General features: G+C 70.3%; 14 protein-coding genes and 1 pseudogene. 4 read left to right on the top strand and 11 right to left on the bottom strand.

All coding sequences use genetic code 11. The features are described from left to right. Window positions 1-4 precede the first annotated feature (4 nt). Window positions 5-1,585 (bottom strand): fatty acyl-CoA synthetase, encoded by a 1,581-nt coding sequence (locus AC4BEG_RS02380; RefSeq protein WP_490704238.1) that lies wholly within the window; start codon window positions 1,583-1,585, stop codon window positions 5-7. A 366-nt stretch (window positions 1,586-1,951) separates the two neighbouring features. Here AC4BEG_RS02380 and AC4BEG_RS02375 point away from each other — a divergent pair, with 366 nt between their 5' ends. Then, the gene (locus AC4BEG_RS02375) at window positions 1,952-2,407 is read left to right on the top strand and encodes a lamin tail domain-containing protein (RefSeq protein ID WP_490704237.1); all 456 of its coding nucleotides are present in this window, start codon (window positions 1,952-1,954) and stop codon (window positions 2,405-2,407) included. 86 nt (window positions 2,408-2,493) lie between these two features. Then, on the top strand, window positions 2,494-4,902 hold the full coding sequence (locus AC4BEG_RS02370; RefSeq protein ID WP_490704236.1) for a glycoside hydrolase family 65 protein: 2,409 nt from the start codon (window positions 2,494-2,496) through the stop codon (window positions 4,900-4,902). A 32-nt stretch (window positions 4,903-4,934) separates the two neighbouring features. Here the strand turns inward: AC4BEG_RS02370 and recQ are convergent, their stop codons facing one another. Both recQ and AC4BEG_RS02360 read right to left on the bottom strand, forming a co-directional pair. Beyond that, window positions 4,935-6,800 (bottom strand): DNA helicase RecQ, encoded by a 1,866-nt coding sequence (gene recQ, locus AC4BEG_RS02365; RefSeq protein WP_490704235.1) that lies wholly within the window; start codon window positions 6,798-6,800, stop codon window positions 4,935-4,937. A 64-nt stretch (window positions 6,801-6,864) separates the two neighbouring features. Further along, the gene (locus AC4BEG_RS02360; RefSeq protein WP_490704234.1) at window positions 6,865-7,404 is read right to left on the bottom strand and encodes a YceI family protein; all 540 of its coding nucleotides are present in this window, start codon (window positions 7,402-7,404) and stop codon (window positions 6,865-6,867) included. Between the two features lie 271 nt (window positions 7,405-7,675). Here AC4BEG_RS02360 and AC4BEG_RS02355 point away from each other — a divergent pair, with 271 nt between their 5' ends. Further along, the gene (locus AC4BEG_RS02355) at window positions 7,676-8,239 is read left to right on the top strand and encodes a snapalysin family zinc-dependent metalloprotease (RefSeq protein ID WP_490704233.1); all 564 of its coding nucleotides are present in this window, start codon (window positions 7,676-7,678) and stop codon (window positions 8,237-8,239) included. A gap of 69 nt (window positions 8,240-8,308) precedes the next feature. Here the strand turns inward: AC4BEG_RS02355 and AC4BEG_RS02350 are convergent, their stop codons facing one another. The 8 genes from AC4BEG_RS02350 to AC4BEG_RS02315 form a co-directional block, all read right to left on the bottom strand. Further along, window positions 8,309-9,685 carry an NAD(P)/FAD-dependent oxidoreductase gene (locus tag AC4BEG_RS02350; protein ID WP_490704232.1) on the bottom strand — a complete coding sequence of 459 codons (1,377 nt, stop codon included), beginning with the start codon at window positions 9,683-9,685 and terminating at the stop codon, window positions 8,309-8,311. Between the two features lie 288 nt (window positions 9,686-9,973). After that, window positions 9,974-10,963 carry a zinc-dependent alcohol dehydrogenase family protein gene (locus AC4BEG_RS02345; protein ID WP_490704231.1) on the bottom strand — a complete coding sequence of 330 codons (990 nt, stop codon included), beginning with the start codon at window positions 10,961-10,963 and terminating at the stop codon, window positions 9,974-9,976. Continuing rightward, window positions 10,960-11,838: a carbohydrate ABC transporter permease gene (locus tag AC4BEG_RS02340; protein ID WP_490704230.1), complete on the bottom strand. Its 879-nt coding sequence runs from the start codon at window positions 11,836-11,838 to the stop codon at window positions 10,960-10,962. Before AC4BEG_RS02340 ends, AC4BEG_RS02345 begins: the two co-directional genes overlap by 4 nt. Next, entirely contained in the window at window positions 11,835-12,800 is a 966-nt protein-coding gene (locus AC4BEG_RS02335; protein ID WP_490704229.1) for a carbohydrate ABC transporter permease, read from the bottom strand. The genes AC4BEG_RS02340 and AC4BEG_RS02335 overlap by 4 nt, the downstream gene beginning before the upstream one ends. Next, window positions 12,793-14,145, bottom strand: a complete 1,353-nt coding sequence (locus tag AC4BEG_RS02330; protein ID WP_490704228.1) for an ABC transporter substrate-binding protein — start codon at window positions 14,143-14,145, stop codon at window positions 12,793-12,795. The genes AC4BEG_RS02335 and AC4BEG_RS02330 overlap by 8 nt, the downstream gene beginning before the upstream one ends. Window positions 14,146-14,220: 75 nt before the next feature. Further along, window positions 14,221-14,982 carry a DeoR/GlpR family DNA-binding transcription regulator gene (locus AC4BEG_RS02325; protein WP_490704227.1) on the bottom strand — a complete coding sequence of 254 codons (762 nt, stop codon included), beginning with the start codon at window positions 14,980-14,982 and terminating at the stop codon, window positions 14,221-14,223. A gap of 289 nt (window positions 14,983-15,271) precedes the next feature. After that, window positions 15,272-16,642: a 6-phospho-beta-glucosidase gene (locus AC4BEG_RS02320; protein ID WP_490704226.1), complete on the bottom strand. Its 1,371-nt coding sequence runs from the start codon at window positions 16,640-16,642 to the stop codon at window positions 15,272-15,274. Further along, complete coding sequence (locus AC4BEG_RS02315) at window positions 16,639-17,400, bottom strand: DeoR/GlpR family DNA-binding transcription regulator (RefSeq protein WP_490704225.1); 762 nt, start codon at window positions 17,398-17,400, stop codon at window positions 16,639-16,641. The genes AC4BEG_RS02320 and AC4BEG_RS02315 overlap by 4 nt, the downstream gene beginning before the upstream one ends. Before the next feature lie 545 nt (window positions 17,401-17,945). Here AC4BEG_RS02315 and AC4BEG_RS02310 point away from each other — a divergent pair. Next, a pseudogene (locus AC4BEG_RS02310) lies at window positions 17,946-18,268 on the top strand (zinc ribbon domain-containing protein); the annotation flags it as partial. Window positions 18,269-18,273: the final 5 nt, after the last annotated feature.

Genomic DNA, 18,273 nt, shown 5'->3' with positions numbered 1-18,273 from the left:
CCCGTCAGACCTCGCCCAAATACGCGTAGACCGTGCGGAGTTGACGCTTGAGGATCTTCCCGCTGGGGTTCTTCGGCAAGGATTCGGCGAGCGCCACGTACTTGGGCACCTTGTAACTCGCGAGCCGGGAGCGGCAGTGGTCCAGGATGTCCTGGACGTCCACCGTCTCACCCGGCCGTGGCACCACCACCGCCGTCACCGCCTCGATCCAGTACGGATGCGGCACCCCGAACACCGCGGCCTCGGTGACCGCCGGATGGCTGTGGATGACCTCCTCCACCTCGCGCCCGGACACGTTCTCCCCGCCGGTGTTCACCATGTCCTTCTTGCGGTCGACGACGGTCAGATAGCCCTCGTTGTCCATCACCCCCAGATCGCCGCTGTGGAACCAGCCGCCACGGAACGCCTCCGCGGTGCGCTCGGGGTCCCGCCAGTAGCCGAGCATGGTGTGCGGGCCCCGGTGCACGATCTCGCCGATCGTGCCTGGCGGCACCGGACGGTCGTCCTCGTCCACCACCAGCGTTTCGACGTTGAGCGCGGCCCGCCCCGCGGATCCGGCCTTGCGCTCCTGGTCGTCCGGGCCCAGCACGGTGGCGATCGGGGACATCTCGGTCTGGCCGTAGAGGTTGTACAGCGCCAGCCCCGGCAGCCGGTGACGCAGCTCGGCCAGTACGGCCACCGGCATCGACGCCGCGCCGTAGTAGCCCTTGCGCAGCGACGACAGATCGCGGGTGCCGAACTCCGGATGGCGCAGCAGCGCGATCCACACCGTCGGCGGCGCGAACAGTTTGGTCACCCGCTCCGCCTCGATGGTGGCCAGCAGGGTCGCCGGATCCGGGCCGGGCAGCACCAGGGAGGTGGCGCCCAGATAGATGTCCGGGGTGAGACACGCGTGCAACTGGGCGCAGTGGTACAGCGGCATCGCGTGGATCTCGACGTCATCGGCCGACAGATCGCCGACCACGATCGCCGTCAGATACTGGGAGATCAGATTACGGCTGGTCATGATGGCGCCCTTGGGCCGGGACTCGGTCCCCGAGGTGTACATCAGCTGCACCGGATCGTCGTCCGTCAGTGCGGGGTCGGGCACCCGGTGCCCGTCCTCCTCGCCGAGCGCCGCGAGGTCCTCCCACTCGCCGCGCCCGCCGCCGATCGCCGCCCGCACCACGAGGCGTGGCGGTGCCGCCTCCGCCAGCGCGGCGTCGGCGGCGTCGAGCAGATCCACGCCCGCGATGATGCCCACGGCTCCCGAATGGTCCAGCACATAGGCGACTTCGGGCGGGGTCAGCATGAAGTTGACCGGGACCGACACCGCGCCCAGCCGGGCGAGCGCGAAGTAGGCCACCACAAAGCCGTGTGCGTTGCGCGCGTACAGCACCACCCGGTCGCCCCGGGCCACCCCGCGCGCGGCCAGCGCGCCCGCGGTCCGGTCCACCACCGCGTCGAGTTCGGCGAACGTCTGCCGCAGCGGACCGTCGACCACGGCGGTCTTGTGCGGCAGCCGCAGCGCGGTGCGCGACAGCAGATCGGCGATGCCGTGGCGGCGGGCGCGCACGATGTCCACGGGCAGCGAGGATGCGGTCACCGGTGTCTCCCGAGGTGGCGGGGTGGAGGGACGGATCGCCACGCTGACACGGCCGGGGACGGGCTTCAAGAGTGACCGCGTCAACGTAACCGCCGCGCCGCGGTCCCCCCGCCCGGTCCGGCCCGCCACCGCCCATACCGCACCCCACCGGACCAGGGGCCGGACGGCCCCGCATCAAGGGCCGCGCAGCCCTGCCGCCGGGGCTCCCGGCGGGCCACTCTGGTGCTCCACACAAAGTGGGGGGAAGACGGACGGGCGGCCGCACCGAAGGAGTCATCTCGATGACTCCAAACCATCTTCGGGCGCGGCCGTCCGTCCGTCCTGTGCCATCACGCTCATCACGCACCACACGCAAGGGGGAGACGTATGTCCCGAACTGCCGCCCGCACCGGCGCCCTGCTCGCCGTCGGCTGCGCCGCCGCGCTGCTGTACCCCGCGGCGCCCGCCGGAGCCGCGGGCTCGGTCCACCTGTCCAAGATCTACTACGACTCTCCCGGCAGCGACAACCGCAGCAACTCCAGCCTCAACGCCGAATACGTCCAGATCAAGAACTCCACCTCACACGGGGTCAGCCTCAAGGGCTGGGTGCTGGCGGACGCGAGCAACCACAGGTACACCTTCCCGAGCTATACCCTCGGCGCGGGCAAGACCGTGACCGTGCGCACCGGCACCGGTTCGGACACCTCCGCCACCAGGTACCAGGACCGCCGGGCCTACGTCTGGAACAACACCAGTGACAAGGCCACGCTGCGCAAGAGCGGCGGATCCACCGTCGACACCTGCTCGTACAACAGCGGCCGCGTCGACTACAAGATCTGCTGACCACCCCGGTGGCGCCATCCGACCGGTGAACCCCTCCGCCCCCGACGACAATGGGAGTGTCGAGGAGCGAGAGCCGGTGAGCGGCCGTGTCGGACTGGGTGTGGGAGTACCAGGGCTACGTGCCCGCGGAGGAGCGGCTGCGGGAGTCGCTGTGCACCCTGGGCAACGGCTACCTGGCCACTCGGGGGGCGGCCTCCGAGACCGCGGCCGACGAGGTGCACTACCCGGGCACCTATGCCGCGGGCTGCTACAACCGGCTGGTGTCGGAGATCGCCGGAGGTCAGGTCGAGAACGAGGACCTGGTCAACCTGCCGGACTGGCTCCCGCTGCGCTACCGGCTCTCCGGGCCGGACCCCGCCGTGCCCGGCCCCGGGCCCTGGCTCACACCCGACGGGGAGGAACTGACCGAGTACCGGCAGACCCTCGATATGCGGCACGGCACGCTCACCCGGCGGCTGCGGTTCACCGACCGCCACCGTCGGGTGCTCGTCGTGGAGCAGCGGCGGCTGGTCCACATGGGCGATCCGCATCTGGCGGCACAGCGGACCACCTTCACCGCCGTGGGCTGGTCGGGCACGGTCGAGATCGAGTCCGGGCTCGACGGTGCCGTGGCCAACGCGGGGGTGGCCCGCTACCGCGATCTGGCCGGGCACCATCTGACCGAGCTGCGCACCGGGGTCGCCGCGGCCGACACGGTGTGGCTGAGCTGCCGTACCTCGGCCTCCGACGTACGGGTGGCCATGGCCGCGCGCACCCGGGTGACCGAGGGCGTGGCCGTCACCACCGGACAGCGCCTCACCGGGACCGGGGCCGTCCGGGGGCTGACCCTACCGATCACCTCCAAGGCGCCCGTCACGGTGGAGAAAACCGTGGCGGTGCACACCTCCAGGGACGCGGCGATCGCCGATCCGCTGTGCGCCGCCGTCGACCGCGTGGAGCGCGCCCCGGATTTCGCCGGGCTGCTGGCCTCGCACCACACCGCCTGGAAACACCTGTGGCGCGAGGGCGCGTTGGAGGTGCCGGGCGAGGCGGGCCGCATCCTGCGGCTGCATCTGTTCCATGTCTTCCAGACGCTCTCCCCGCACACCGCCGAGCTGGACGTGGGCGTACCCGCGCGCGGACTGCACGGTGAGGCGTACCGCGGCCATGTGTTCTGGGACGAGCTGTTCGTCCTGCCGTATCTGAATCTGCACTTCCCCGAGGTGTCCCGGGCCCTGCTGCACTACCGGCACCGCCGGCTGCCCCAGGCGTGCCACGCGGCGGCGGACGCCGGGCGGGCCGGTGCGATGTACCCGTGGCAGAGCGGCAGCGACGGCCGCGAGGAGACCCAGATCCTCCATGTGAACCCGCGCTCGGGCCGCTGGCTGCCCGACTACTCGCGGTTGCAGCACCACGTCGGCTCGGCCGTGGCGTACAACGTGTGGCAGTACGGTCAGGCCACCGGTGACACCGACTTCCTGCACACCAAGGGCGCGGAGATGCTGGTGCAGATCGCCCGGTTCTGGGCGGACGCCGCCGTCCTCGACCCGGATCACGGCCGGTACCGCATCCGCGGGGTGGTCGGCCCCGACGAGTACCACGACGGCTACCCCGGCGCCCAGCAGCCCGGCCTCGACGACAACGCGTACACCAATGTCACCGCCGCCTGGGTGCTCAGCCGCGCCCTGGAGCTGACCCGCACCCTGCCCGAGCCGCGGCGGAGCGAACTGTTCGAGCGCATCGGCCTGGACCGCGCCGAACCGGAGCACTGGGAGGATGTCTCCCGGCGGCTGCGCATCCCCTTCCACCAGGGCGTCATCAGCCAGTTCGACGGCTACCAGGACCTGGCCGAGCTGGACTGGGACGGCTATCGCGCACGCTACGGCGACATCCGCCGCCTGGACCGGATCCTGGAGTCCGAGGGCGACACCGTCAACCGCTACCAGGCGTCCAAACAGGCCGACGCGCTGATGCTCGGCTACCTCTTCTCTCCCGCCGAACTGGCCGAGCTCTTCCATCAGCTCGGCTACGGCCTCGACGACGAGACCTGGCACGCCACGGTCGCGTACTACCTGCGCCGCACCAGCCACGGTTCGACCCTCAGCGGGCTGGTGCACGGCTGGGTACTGGCGCGGGCCCGCCGTGCCGAGGCATGGCGGTACTGCCAGGAGGCGCTGGCCGGTGATGTGGCCGACATCCAGGGCGGTACCACCGCGGAAGGCATCCACCTCGGCGCCATGGGCGGCACCCTCGATCTGGTGCAGCGCGGCCTCACCGGTCTGGAGACCCGTGAGGACGCCCTGTGGCTGGACCCGGTGCCGCTGCCGGAGCTCTCGGAGTACGCGGTGTCCGTGCGCTACCGCGGCCACTGGGGGATCGTGCTGCGACTGCGCTCCGGACGGCTGTGGATCAGGGTGCCGGACTCGGAGGAGCCGCCCATCGAGCTGCGGCTCCCGGACCGCACCCTGACCGTCGCGCCCGGCGAGTCCATCTGGCTGCCGCTGCCGCCCGGCTGAGCGCCGCGACGCCGCCGTACCAGCCCCGGTCGCTACTCCGTCAGGGCGTCCAGGACCTGCTGTCCGTACTTGGCCAGCTTGTTCTCCCCGACACCGTTCACCGTGGCCAGCGCCTCCAGGGTTGTGGGACGCTCGGTGGCGATCTGCCGCAGGGTGGCGTCATGGAAGATCACATACGCCGGGACCCCCTGCTCCTTCGCGGAGGCGGCGCGCCAGGCGCGCAGCCGCTCGAAGACCGGCACCGCCTCCTCGGGCAGTTCGGCGGACGCCTCCGCGCTCTTGGGCCTGGCCGCCTTGGCGGACTTCGCCGCGCGGGCGGCCTTCTCCGGCTCCCGCCGCAGTCTGACCTCGCGCTGCCGGTTCAGCACCGTGGCGCTGCCCTCGGTGAGCACCAGCGTGCCGTAGTCGCCCTCGACGCCGATCAGCCCCTGTGACAGCAACTGCCGTACCACACCGCGCCATTCGGCCTCGCGCAGCTCGGTGCCGATGCCGAACACCGACAGCGCGTCATGGTCGAACTGGATGACCTTCGCCGTCTTCTTGCCGAGCAGGATGTCGATGATCTGGCCCGCGCCGAACTTCTGGTTCCGTTCCCGCTTCAGCCGGACCACCGTGGACAGCAGCTTCTGCGCGGGGATGGTGCCGTCCCAGGACTCCGGCGGGGTCAGACAGGTGTCGCAGTTGCCGCACGGACCGCTTTGCTGCCCGAAGTAGTCCAGCAGCTGGACCCGGCGGCACTCGACGGTCTCGCACAGCGCCAGCATGGCGTCCAGATGAGCGCCCAGCCGCCGCCGGTGGGCCTCGTCGCCCTCCGAGGTGTCGATCATCTTCCGCTGCTGGATGACGTCCTGGAGCCCGTACGCCAGCCAGGCGGTGGACGGCAGACCGTCCCGCCCCGCGCGGCCGGTCTCCTGGTAGTAGCCCTCGACGGACTTGGGCAGGTCCAGATGGGCCACGAACCGCACATCCGGTTTGTCGATGCCCATACCGAAGGCGATGGTCGCCACCACCACCAGACCGTCTTCGCGCAGGAACCGCGCCTGGTGCTCGGCACGGGTGAGCGCGTCAAGACCCGCGTGGTAGGGCAGCGCCTCGATCCCGTTGCTCACCAGGAAGTCGGCGGTCTTCTCCACCGAGGAGCGGGACAGGCAGTAGACGATGCCCGCGTCGCCCGTGTGCTCGGTGCGCAGCAGTTCCAGCAGCTGCCGCTTGGGGTCGTTCTTGGGGGCGATCCGGTACTGGATGTTGGGGCGGTCGAAGCTGGCCACGTACTGGTGGGCGTCCTGGAGCTTCAGCCGTGAGGCGATCTCGGAGTGGGTGGCCTCGGTGGCGGTCGCCGTGAGCGCGATCCGGGGCACGCCGGGCCAGCGTTCGTGCAGCTCGGACAGGGCCAGGTAGTCGGGCCGGAAGTCATGGCCCCACTGGGCCACGCAGTGCGCCTCGTCGATGGCGAACAGCGACACCGTGCCCCGCTCCAGCAGCCGCAACGTGGACTCCAGACGCAGCCGCTCCGGCGCCAGATACAGCAGATCCAGCTCGCCCGCGACGAACTCGGCCTCGACCAGCCGCCGCTCGTCCGGATCCTGGGTGGAGTTGAGGAAACCGGCCCGCACCCCGAGGTTGCGCAGGGCGTCCACCTGGTCCTGCATCAGCGCGATGAGCGGCGAGACCACCACCCCCACGCCCTTACGGACCAACGCGGGGATCTGGTAGCACAGCGACTTGCCGCCGCCGGTCGGCATCAGGACCAGCGCGTCACCACCGGCCACCACATGCTCGATGATCTCCCGCTGACCTCCGCGGAACGCGTCGTAGCCGAAGACGCGGCGCAGTACGCGCTCCGCCTCGCTGCCGTCGGGACCGTTGCCGGGTTCGGGACCGTTTTCCGGGAGAGCCATCCGGCGATTCTAGGGGGCCGCGCCGGGGCCCACGAAACGTGTGCGCCCCGGGCGCGGACAGGGCCTAATGGCGGGTGAACCCGGCGACGACGGACACGGTGGCCGCGCCCGTCATCATGCCGCCGGGGTTCGCGGTCATCCCGAAGTCGTGGCGGTCGATCACGACCTCCGCGGTGAGGATGGCGGTGTCCTTGGCCGCCTCGTCGAGCCGGGCGGTGAACGTCATCGGGTGGCTGCGGCCGACGATGGTCAGCACACCGTTGACCCGCACCGCGCCGCTGCCCTCGGGGGACGCGTCGGTCACGGTGAAGACGATCCGCGGATGGTTCTCCACGTCGAAGAACTCCGGGCCGCGCAGGTGGGTGTCGCGTTTGCGGTTGCCGGTGTCCAGCGAGGCGGCGTCGATGGCCAGGTTGCCGTGGGCGGAGCCGTCGGGCCTCACCTCGCCGTCGCCCTCCATCCGGGTGAAGGCGCCCTTGACATTGACCAGTCCCCACATGGTCCGGTGCCGGAGACGGACCGAGGACCGGTCGGCGTCCAGGCGCCAGTGGCCGGCGGCGGGGGAGGCGGGGGAGGGGGTGTTGGTGTCGGTGGTGTCCGTCATGGCGCTCACGTCCTTCACAGACGGCATATGTCCCTGAAGGCTAAACAGCCCACGGCCCTCTGTCGCGGCGGCGTTCCCCCGCCCGGGGCACGGCCCGCGCGGCGGCCCGGACGGAACCCTGGGCCGAACGGGTGGCCACCACCGCACAAACCGGAGGCGGGACTGCCGGTTGATTGGGGCCCGGGGTGGGCATGGTGGCCGATGAGCATGGCGGTGCATCATGTTCACGTCCAGACGCCCAAAAGGTTCCTTCCCCCACAGGAGGCCGATCGTGACATCCAGAAGGCTTGTGCGTGCCTTACCAGCCGCCGTGGCGGCGACCCTCGCCCTGGCGGGCGGACAGGCCGTGGCCGCCCCCGCCGCAGGCTCGCAGGCCGGACACGCCGCAGCCCGGGTGGTGACCTACGACGCCTCCGGGGCAGCCGAGTTCAAGGACGCGGTCGCCAAGGGCGTGGCCGTGTGGAACGAGAGTGTCACCAACGTCCAGCTCAAGCCCGCCACCTCCGGTCAGCGGGCGAACGTCCGTATCGTCGCGGACGACGGCTGGCCCCGCGCCGCTGTCGAAGGACTGGGCAGCGGCACCGTCTACTTCGGCCGCCAGGCCGTCGACCAGGGCTACAACACCGTGCGGATCTCCTCCCACGAACTCGGCCACATCCTGGGGCTGCCCGACAAGAAGCCGGGCCCGTGCTCCAGCCTGATGTCCGGCTCCACGGCCGGGACGTCCTGTGCCAACCCCAACCCCGACGCCTCCGAGAAGGCCGAGGTCGAGGACAACTTCGGCGGCGCGGCGGCTACTTCGCGCACGGCACGGACCACCGTCTACGCGGACTGATCCGGAGCACAGGAGCGAGCTGAGCGAACGCGCGACGGGGCGGGCCGGAGAACCCCACAGCCCCCGCCCCTACCGCACCGCCTCCTCGACCCGCAGCGGCGGCGTCGGAAGCCCCCCACGGCGCGGCAGAAGTACCGTCCGCAGTGCGACGGCGGGGGAGAGCAGCCGGGACGTGGGCGCGGCCAGATGCGTGATGTCGCGGAAGGCCGCACCCACCACCGGGTCGATCGTCGCCCGCGCGACCAGCCGGTCGAAGTACCAGGTCTGGATCCGCTCGGCGGCACCCGGCGGGGTCGCGTCCCCGGCCGCGGCGTACGGCCGGTCGGCGCCCACGGCGGTCAGCCACGCGGTGTCGCCTGCTCGGGCCACCGCCCGCTGCGTCGCGGCCGCGAAACCCGGCCGCAGACCTCCCTTGACCAGGCAGTCGCGCAGGGCGAGACCGCTCAGCGCGGCCACCGACATGCCCTGGCCGTAGATGGGGTTGAAGGTGCACGCGGCGTCCGAGACCGCGATGAAGCCCTCGGGCACACCGCCCCGGGCGTGGTAGTAGCGGCGGCGGTTGGCGGTGTCCCGGTAGCCGAACGGCGGGGACACCGGTGTGCAGCCGGTCACGTGCTCGTGCAGATGCGGTTCGTCGAGCGAGGCGATGAAGTCCAGCACCTCCGCGCTTTGGGTCGGCGGATGGTGGCCGCGCACTCCGGTCATGGTCAGCAGCCAGTTGCCGTTCTCGACGGGCGACCACGCGGCGCCGCGCGGGCAGTCGGGCCGCGGCTCGACGACCATCACCATCTCCAGGGGCTCGGCGGGCCGCAGCATCTGGGTGGAGTAGCCCAGCCCGGCGTCGACCACCTCCTCGCGCGGCGCGGGGCGGCCGAGTTCCCCGAACCACTGGGGAGCGCGCGAGGAGCGCCCGGAGGCATCGACGACCAGATCGGCGCGGATCTCGCGCTCGGCGCGCTCCGCGTCGCGCGCCCGCACCCGTACACCGGTCACCCGGTCCGCCGTACCCAGCAGCCCGATGGCCTCGGTCGCCTCCAGCACCTCCACCCGGGTGCCGGAGCGGGCCGCCTCGGCGAGCACCCGGGCCCGTACGGTGGCGTCGAACAGCGGGCGGGTACAGCTGAGCACGGCGTGCCGGCCCTCGTGGAAACGGCGATGCCAGCCGCTGGCGGTCCTGGTGATCACATCGCGCGGCATCTCCATCCGGTGCGCGCCCGCCGCCTCCAACTCCGCGAGGGTGCCCGGGAGAAGCGTCTCCAGGGCGCGCTGACCGCCGCTGAGGAAGACATGGAGATGGCGTCCCTGGGGCACGCCCTTGCGGAACACCGGATCCTCTGGATAGCGGTCCCGCTCGATGACGGTGACCGTGCCGACGTGCCCGATCAGAGCGCCTAGTGCCAGTGTCCCCGCCAGCCCTCCGCCCACCACTACCGCCGCGTCGTTCATCCCGTACCCTCCCTGGCCCGAGATCGCATCGGCCCAAGCCTGGGGCCCGGGGGAGGGGGCGTCAACTACGCCGGTGGGGAGGGCGCATGCCCTCCCCACCGGCGCGCCGTGCGCGCCGGAGCTTGGGCCCGTCTTCACAGGGGCCGCCCTGCTCCCGACGCCTGGCACGGCACCTCGCCGCGTTGTCGAAAGTCGCCCGAGTACGCCCAGTACGAGGGCGATCCTCCGCCTTGCGAGTCACCGCACCAGACGCCGCTCGCGGCCGGACGCCCCCTTTGAAGACGGACCCTACGGCACCACCACGATCTTGCGCCCCTGGCCGGACGCGAACTGCTCGAGCGCCGAGGGGTACTCCTCGAGCGGCAGCCGGTGGCTGATGAAGATCTCCGGGTCCAGAACGCCGGAGGCGAACAGTCCGGCGGCGCGCTCGTAGCTGTGCAGCACGGCCATCGAACCGGTGATGGTGATCTCCTGGTTGTAGATCTTGTACGGCTCGACGGTGGCCCGCGTCGCGTAGTCGGAGACACCGAACTGGAGAAACGTTCCGGCCTTGGCCACCCGGCTCAGCCCGTCCTGAATGGCGGCCTGGTTGCCGGTGGCGTCGATGACCACGTCCCAGCCGCGCGGCTGCTCCAGCTCCTCTGCCGAGCCGGCGGACCGGGAGCAGCCCAGCGTGCCTGCGGTGGCCAGCCGTTCGGGGTTGATGTCCACCATGTCCACCGTGGTGGCGCCGGTCCGCTTGGCCAGCTCCAGCATCATCAGGCCCATGGTGCCCGAGCCGTAGATGAGCACCTCCGCGCCCAGATTGCCGTTCAGGACGTCATAGCCGCGCACCGCGCAGGACAGCGGCTCGATGAGGGCCGCGTCCGCCGTCGCCACGTGCTCCGGCAGCTTGACGCAGTTGGCCACCGGGGCGACGGCGAACTCGGCGGCGCCGCCGGGGACACTCACCCCGATGGCGTTCCAGTTGTCGCACAGATTGCCCCGCCCGATCCGGCAGTAGCGGCACTCGTGGCAGTGCAGGGACGGATCCACCGCGACCCGGTCGCCCACCGCCAGCTCGGTGACACCGCTGCCGACGCCCACCACCTGCCCGGCGAACTCATGCCCCGGGACGATCGGCAGGGTGGGGGCGAACTCGCCCTGGAGAATATGCAGATCGGTGCCGCACAGACCGCACGCCGCCACATCGACCACCACCTCGCGGGGTCCCGGCGTGGGGTCCGGAACGGTTTCGACGGTGACCTTGCCGGGGGCTTCGATGACGGCGGCCCTCATTTGACTGCTCCTAGAGACAGGCCCTGGACCAGTTTGTCCTGGGCGGCGAAGCCGGCGGCCAGCACCGGCAGGGAAATCACGACGGACGCGGCACACACCTGGGCGAGGAACAGCCCCTGGCTGGTGACGAAGCCGGTCAGGAAGGCCGGGGCGGTCTGGGCGACCACACCGGTGAGCACCTGGGCGAAGAGCATCTCGTTCCAGCTGAAGATGAAGCAGATCAGCGAGGTGGCGGCGATCCCCGGACCGGCGATCGGGGCGATCACCCGCACCAGGACGGTGGGCAGCCGCGCCCCGTCCATCTGCGCGGCCTCGATCACCGACACCGGGATGTCGGCGAGGAAGGACTGCATCATCCACACCGCGATCGGCAGATTCATCGAGGTGTAGAGGATGACCAGCAGCCAGATGTTGTCCAGGAAGCCGGTGTCCTTGGCGAACAGGAACACCGGGAGCAGACCGGCCACCACCGGCAGCATCTTCGTGGACAGGAAGAAGAACATCACATCCGTCCACTTGCGCACCCGCCGGATGGACAGCGCGTACGCCGCCGGAAGCGCCAGCACCAGGACCAAGAGGGTGGAGAACACGCTCGCGCCCAGGGAGTTGAGCAGCGGCGGCCAGGGGCTCGCCCCACCGTCCGCCCCGAAGAACTCGCGGTAGCCGTCCAGGGTGAGCGGCGCGGTCACCGACGGCGGGTTGGTGGCGGCGTTCGACTCGGAGTGGAAGGAGGTCAGCACCATCCACAGCACCGGCAGGACGAACACGATCCCGGTGAACCAGGCCAGCAGTCCGAGCGCGGCACCGCGGCGTCTGGCCCGGCGGGTGGACGGGGGAACGGCGGTGACGGCCGCTTGGGCGGTCGACGCGGTCATGCGCGGGACACCTCCTCACGGAACAGGGACGACACCACGCGCAGCGCGAAGGTGGCGATGACGATCGTGCCGATCACCACCAGCACGCCGGCCGCGGATGCCAGCCCGTACTCATGAGCGTTGTAGAAGGTCTCGTAGATGGTGTACGGGAGGTTGGCGGTGTCCAGACCCCCACGGGTCAGGGTGAACACCGCGTCGAAGTTCTGCACGATGTAGATCGACCCCAGCAGAGTGCCCAGCTCCAGATAGCGGCGCAGATGCGGCAGGGTGAGATAGCGGAAGATCTGCCAACTGCCCGCGCCGTCCAGCCGGGCCGCCTCGATCATGTCCAGGGGGCGGCTCTGAAGCCCGGCCAGCAGGATCAGCATCATGAACGGTGTCCACTGCCACACCAGGGACATCTCGACGGCCAGCAGTGGCATATCGGAGATCCAGTCCGGCTGGGGCCCGCCCAGCCAGTTGAGTACCCCGTTGAACAGACCGTACTCAGGGTTGTACAGCGCATGCTTCCACAGCAGCGCGGAGGCCACCGGGACCAGCAGAAACGGTGCGATCAGCATCGTGCGCACCAGCCCGCGGCCACGGAACTTCCGGTCCAGCAGCAGCGCCAGCAGCAGCCCCAGCACCACGCTGATGATCACCACACTGGCGGTCAGCACCACCGTGGTCAGGATGGATTCGCGCAAGCCCTCGTCATTGACCACGGTCCGGTAGTTGTCCAGACCGGTGAATTCGCGATGGTCGGGCCGGAAGGCGTTCCAGTCGAAGAACGAGATCACCAGTGTGGCCACGAACGGCAGTTGGGTGACCACGATCAGGAAGATCAGCGCGGGCATCAGCGGTGCTCGGGTGGCCCATTCGCGGGCGCGGTTGCGGGGCACCTTGGCGGTGGGCCGCGAAGCGGTGGTCACGGCCGGCGGACGCGGGTCGCGTACGGGGGCGGCAGTCGTGGGATTACTCATCTCGGTACTCCTCGCCGACCTTCTCGGCCAGCTTCTGCGACTTCTTCAACGCCTCGTCGACGGACTGCTTTCCGGCGATCGCGGCACTGATCTCCTGTGCGACCTTGGTGCCGAGATCCGAGAACTCCGGGATGTCGACGAACTGGATGCCGATGGTCGGCCGCTGCTGCACACCCGGGTCACGCGGCCGGGCGCTGGTGATGGCCTCGCGGGTGACCTCCGAGAAGGTGCCGGCGGCCTTGCGGTAGTCGGGGTTCGCGTAGGTGGAAGCCCGTTTGCCCGCCGGGACGTTGGCCCAGCCGAAGGTCTTGCCCACCAGACGCTCGTACTGCTTGCTGGAGGCCCAGCGGACGAACTTCCACGCGTTGTCGTGGGCACGGGACGCCTTCTGGATGCCCCACGCCCAGGTGTAGAGCCAGCCGGAGCTCTTGGTCTTCTCCACCGGCGCCTGGGCATAGCCGATCTTGCCCTTGACGGGGGAGTCGGCGGCCTCCAGCGATCCGGCGGCCGAGGTGGCGTCGTACCACATGGCGCTCTTGCCCTGGGTGAGGTTGTTCAGGCATTCGGCGAAACCGGACTGCGCCGCACCCGCCTCACCGTGTTTGCGCACCAGGTCGACGTAGAACTTGGTCGCCTCTTTGAACCCGGGGGAGGTGAGCTGCGCCTTCCAGTCCTTGGTGAACCAGGTGCCGCCGAAGGTGTTGGCGACGGTGGTGAGCGGTGCCATCAGTTCGCCCCAGCCGGGCAGTCCGCGCAGACAGATGCCCTTCATCCCGGTGCGCGCGCCGTCGGCCTTGGCCGCCAGCTCGGCCACCTGCTTCCAGGTGGGCCGCTTGGGCATGGTCAGATGTTTCTCGGCGAACACATCCTTGCGGTACATCAGGAAGGACGACTCACCGTAGAACGGCTCGGCGTACAGCCGGCCGTTGTCGGCGGTCAGCGACTGACGCATCGGGGGCAGGATGTCCTTCTGGTCGAAGGCCCGGTCGTGCGCCACCCGGTCGTCCAGCGGCAGCAGCCAGTCGTTCTTGGCGTAGAACGGGACCTCGAAGTTGCTGATGGTGGCCACGTCGTACTGACCGGCCTGATTGGCGAAGTCCTGACTGATCTTGTCGCGGACATCGTTCTCCGGCAGCACCGTGAAGTTCACCTTGATGCCGGTTTCCTTGGTGAAGTGTTTCGCGGTGAGCTTCTGCAACTCCATCATCTGGGGGTTGTTGACCATCAGGACGTTGATGCTCTTGCCGGAGCCACCGCCCCCCATTCCGGCGCACCCGGCGAGGAGCGCTCCCGCGGTCAGGGCCACCAGCGGTATCCGGGCAGCACGAAGAGTCAGGACGGGCATGACTGGTCCAATCGAAGGGACGTGTGGGGGGAGAGCGGAGTAACAGCGGGGCGGGGCAGGCCGTGTGACGGTCCGTCAGGCGCGGATGATCTGCGGGCCCAGCAGGGAGTAGCGGTGTGCCTCGGTCAGCGGGAGCCCGGTGTCCGTCACGATCGCCTCGAAGTCGGACACTTCGGCGAACCGGCAGAAGCTGACGGCACCGAACTTGGTGTGCACCCCGGAGAAGATCTTCCGCCGGGACACCCGGACCACCTGCGCCTTGACCTCGCTGACGGCCGGATCGGGGGTGGTGAGGCCGTACTGCCGGGAGATGCCGTTGGCGCCGATGAAGGCCAGGTCGATGACAAAGCCGGAGAGCATATGGGTCGCCCAGTGGTCCACGGTGGCCATGGTGCCGCCGCGCACCCGGCCGCCGAGCAGCAGCACGGTGGTGTTCTCCCGCTCGGCGAGGCCACCGGCGGTGGTGAGGGAGGCGGTGATCACGGTGAGCGGACGGTCCTGGGGCAGCGCCTCCGCGATCAGCTGCGGGGTGAACCCCTCGTCCACGAAGACCGTCTCGGCGTCGCCCAGGAGCCCGGCCGCCGCCTCCGCGATCCGCTGCTTCTCGGGGACGTGCATGGTGGTGCGGAAGGCCAGGGTCGTCTCGAACCCCGCGCTCTCCACGGGATAGGCGCCGCCGTGTGTGCGGCGCACCAGACCGTGTCGCTCCAGCACACTCAGATCGCGACGTACGGTCTCCTTGGAGACACCGAGGTCCGCGGCGAGCTTGCCGACATCGACGGCTCCGGCACGGCGGGCCGTCTCGAGGATCTCCCGACGGCGTTCCTCCGCGTCCATACCGCACCTCTCTGTGTCGATCTCCTGGCTTGCGTGGAAGTTTTACAAGCCCGTCATCACGTGGCCAGCCTTCGGGATGAAGAGATCGTGACCGTATATGCCCGTTTCATGAACGTTATCTCAGCAGGTCAGCACGTGTGAAGCGATGACGGGTGTGGATGGCGGATGGCCGGTTTTCCCTCTTGCGGGCCTGTTTGGTGCCCGTCTTCTCGACGGGGGGCGGAATATGGGCCCGACCGGGCGCGTCCGGGCGCGACCGACGACGGGTTCCTGCCCGTTCGGACATGTGCTAGGCGACTGCGTCGCGGGTGAGCGCCCCCGAGGCGTCGAGGATCCGGGCCGCGACACTGACCGAGTCCACCAGCGGATGGAGGGCGAGGGCTCGCAGGGCCGCGCCGCGGGCGCCGCGCGTACGGGCGCCCGCTCCGGTCGCCGCCGAAGCCGCCGCCTCGATGGTCGAGCGCTCCACCGCCTTCAGCGAGAGCATCAGCCCCAGCTGGTCCGGGGCCACCGCGCCGGCCGCCAGCGGGCGCGCCCCGCCCGCGTCCACCAGGCACGGCACCTCCACCACGGCCTCGGCGTCCAGCCCCGGGACCGCGGTGCGGTTGCGGACGTTGAGGATCAGCGTGGCGCGCTCGTCGCGGGCGATGGCGCGCATGATGGCCAGCGCGATCCGGTCGTAGCCGCCGCCGTCGAGATCGCAGGTGTCGCGCTGCCAGCCGCCGGTGGCCGCACGGCTCTCCGCCATGTACGTGGCCTCCCGCTCCAGCCGGGTCCGCTCCCAGAGCTCCAGAGCTCCCACGCCCTCGGTGGCCGCCGACGCGTAGAAGCGCGCCTGCTGTTCCCGGAGGAACTCACCGCGGGTGGCCGGGGCCTGCCGGATCGACGCCACCGCCTCGCGGTTGAAGTAGTAGTAGTGCAGATACTCGTTGGGCAGGGCGCCCAGCGCCCGCAGCCATGCGGCGCCGAACAGCCTGCCCTCCTCGAAGGACTCCAACAGGTCGGTGTCCGCGAGGAGTTCGGGCAACCGGTCCCGGCCGTCCACCACCACCCGGCGCAGCCATCCGAGGTGGTTGAGTCCGACGTAGTCGTAGGAGGCCCGGTCCGGGTCGGCACCCAGCGCCCGCGCGGCCCTGCGGCACAGCCCCACCGGGGAATCGCAGATGCCGATCACCCGGTCGCCCAGCACCCGCTGCATCGCCTCGGTGACCATGCCCGCGGGGTTGGTGAAGTTGATGACCCAGGCGTCCGGGGCCACCGCCGCGATCCGCTCGGCGATCCGGACCGCCACCGGCAGGGTGCGCAGCCCGTAGAGCACCCCGCCCGCCCCGACGGTCTCCTGGCCGAGCACCCCCTCGGCCAGCGGGATCCGCTCGTCGCGCGCACGCCCCTCCAGACCGCCGACGCGGATGGCGGAGAACACGAAGTCGGCGCCGCGCAGCGCCTCGTCGAGGTCGGTGGTGGCCCGTACGGCGGGGGCGGTGGCACGGCCCGCCGCCTGCTCGGCCAGGACCGCGCCGATGGCGTCGAGCCGGGTGGCGTCGGTGTCGTACAGCACCAGCTCGGTGCAGCGCCCGGCCGCGTCACCGCTGTCGTCCAGCAGCGCGCGGTACACCAGGGGCATACGGAAACCGCCGCCGCCCAGCACAGTCAGCCTCATACGGTCAGTACCTCCACATCGGCCTCGCGGAACACGGCGAGCGTCGCCGGATCGGATGCCGCGTTGGTGATCAGGGTGTCGATCTGCCCGGGCCCGCAGATCCGGGCGAGACCGGTCTCGCCGGGGAACTTGCCCGAGGTGACCAGCAGCACCACCTCACGGGTGGCCTCGAGCATGGCCCGCTTCACCGGCACCTCCACATGGGTGCTGTCCAGCACGCTGCCGTCCGGCAGCACCCCGCTCGCGCCGAGGAAGAGCCGACCCACATGCAGCTGGCGGATGTTGGACTCGGTGAGAAAGCCCACCATCGACCGGTAGTTGGCGCGCACCTGCCCGCCGAGCAGGATCAGCGTCACCCGCGGGTCGTCGCGCAGTTCGTCGTAGATCGCGAGGTTGCTGGTCACGATGGTGACCGGCCGTCCGCGCAGCTGCTTGGCGAGCTGGAGGGTGGTGGTGCCGATGTCCAGCAGCAGGACTTCGCCGTCCGCGACCAGCTCCGCGGCCCGGCGGGCGACGGCCTGCTTCTCGGCCAGGTCGTCGACCTCCACCTCGTTGAACGGGCGCTCCTCGCCCGGGGTGGGGGCGGCCACCGCGCCGCCGTAGATCCGGGTGAGCCGCCCGGCCCGGCCCAGCTCGGTGATGTCCCGGCGGGCGGTGGCCTCGCTGATGCCCAGACGCGTGGCGATCTCCCCGATGGGGAGCACACCCTCCTGCCCGAGGATGCTCAGCAGCTTCTCGTGGCGGGTCTCTCGCAGCATGGGGGCAACCTACTCCTCTTGAGCGAGTGTGCGCGAGTATGACCGATGTCTTGCATTGAGCGTCAAGCAGGTGCAGGGTGTCGCTCACGCTCATGACACCCCTGTTCCGCCGGTGCCATGGCGCACCGACCGGAGAAGGGGGCGCGGGTGAGCGTCACTGGAATTCCCGGAGGATGCCCCGGCCTTCAGGCCGGGGAGGAATCCGGATTCCCGCGGCGCGGGGCAGGAGAAGCCGGATCGCCGTCGGGCGATCCGGCGTCCGCCCGGGGAGTGGCGAGGGCGACGACCTCCAAGAGGTGTGGTGGTTCCTTCGCAGTTGAGGGACCGCCGGTCCGCAGCGGTTTGGGCGGTCACCCGTTCGAGTAGGTCTGCCGGAATCCGGAGTGAGAGCCGAAGGATGACGCTACGTTGGCGGCATGACGACGCCAAGTGAAGCAAACGAGGCCGGGTATGCCCGGTACACGTACCGGCTTCGCGTGTCGTCGACCTCTCGTGCGGCGCTGTTGGCGGAGTGGAACCGGTGCCGGTGGATCTGGAACGAATGCGTCGCCAAGTCCTCGATGGCGCGCAAGGCGGCGGACGCCGCGATCAGCGCCACGAAGAAGGCCCTGATCGAGATGGGCCACAAACACGGGCGGGACATCCGTCTGGTGCATCCCGCGCACACCACCATGGACTGCGCATCGTGCGGAGCGAGAACCAAGCACGCACTCCCGCTGTCCGAGCGCACCTACACCTGCGCCGCGTGCGGAGCCGTCTCCCCCAGAGACAAGAACTCCGCCCGCGTGATGCCCACCGGGCAGGTCTGAACCCGGCTGGCGCCGAGGGCACAAGACCTCCGGGAGCGCTGCTCCCGGAGGCAGCCTGAGCCAG

Source organism: Streptomyces sp. JLBJ103, from assembly GCF_058215575.1.
The sequence above is the reverse complement of the archived record's forward strand: the minus strand, read 5'-3'. Positions and strand labels throughout refer to the sequence as shown.

Coding starts and splice junctions, on each gene's coding strand:
- AC4BEG_RS02375 (WP_490704237.1), top strand. CDS start 1,952: ATGTCCCGAACTGCCGCCCGCACCGGCGCCCTGCTCGCCGTCGGCTGC.
- recQ (WP_490704235.1), bottom strand. CDS start 6,800: ATGGCTCTCCCGGAAAACGGTCCCGAACCCGGCAACGGTCCCGACGGC.
- AC4BEG_RS02360 (WP_490704234.1), bottom strand. CDS start 7,404: ATGACGGACACCACCGACACCAACACCCCCTCCCCCGCCTCCCCCGCC.
- AC4BEG_RS02350 (WP_490704232.1), bottom strand. CDS start 9,685: ATGAACGACGCGGCGGTAGTGGTGGGCGGAGGGCTGGCGGGGACACTG.
- AC4BEG_RS02345 (WP_490704231.1), bottom strand. CDS start 10,963: ATGAGGGCCGCCGTCATCGAAGCCCCCGGCAAGGTCACCGTCGAAACC.
- AC4BEG_RS02340 (WP_490704230.1), bottom strand. CDS start 11,838: ATGACCGCGTCGACCGCCCAAGCGGCCGTCACCGCCGTTCCCCCGTCC.
- AC4BEG_RS02335 (WP_490704229.1), bottom strand. CDS start 12,800: ATGAGTAATCCCACGACTGCCGCCCCCGTACGCGACCCGCGTCCGCCG.
- AC4BEG_RS02330 (WP_490704228.1), bottom strand. CDS start 14,145: ATGCCCGTCCTGACTCTTCGTGCTGCCCGGATACCGCTGGTGGCCCTG.
- AC4BEG_RS02325 (WP_490704227.1), bottom strand. CDS start 14,982: ATGGACGCGGAGGAACGCCGTCGGGAGATCCTCGAGACGGCCCGCCGT.
- AC4BEG_RS02320 (WP_490704226.1), bottom strand. CDS start 16,642: ATGAGGCTGACTGTGCTGGGCGGCGGCGGTTTCCGTATGCCCCTGGTG.
- AC4BEG_RS02315 (WP_490704225.1), bottom strand. CDS start 17,400: ATGCTGCGAGAGACCCGCCACGAGAAGCTGCTGAGCATCCTCGGGCAG.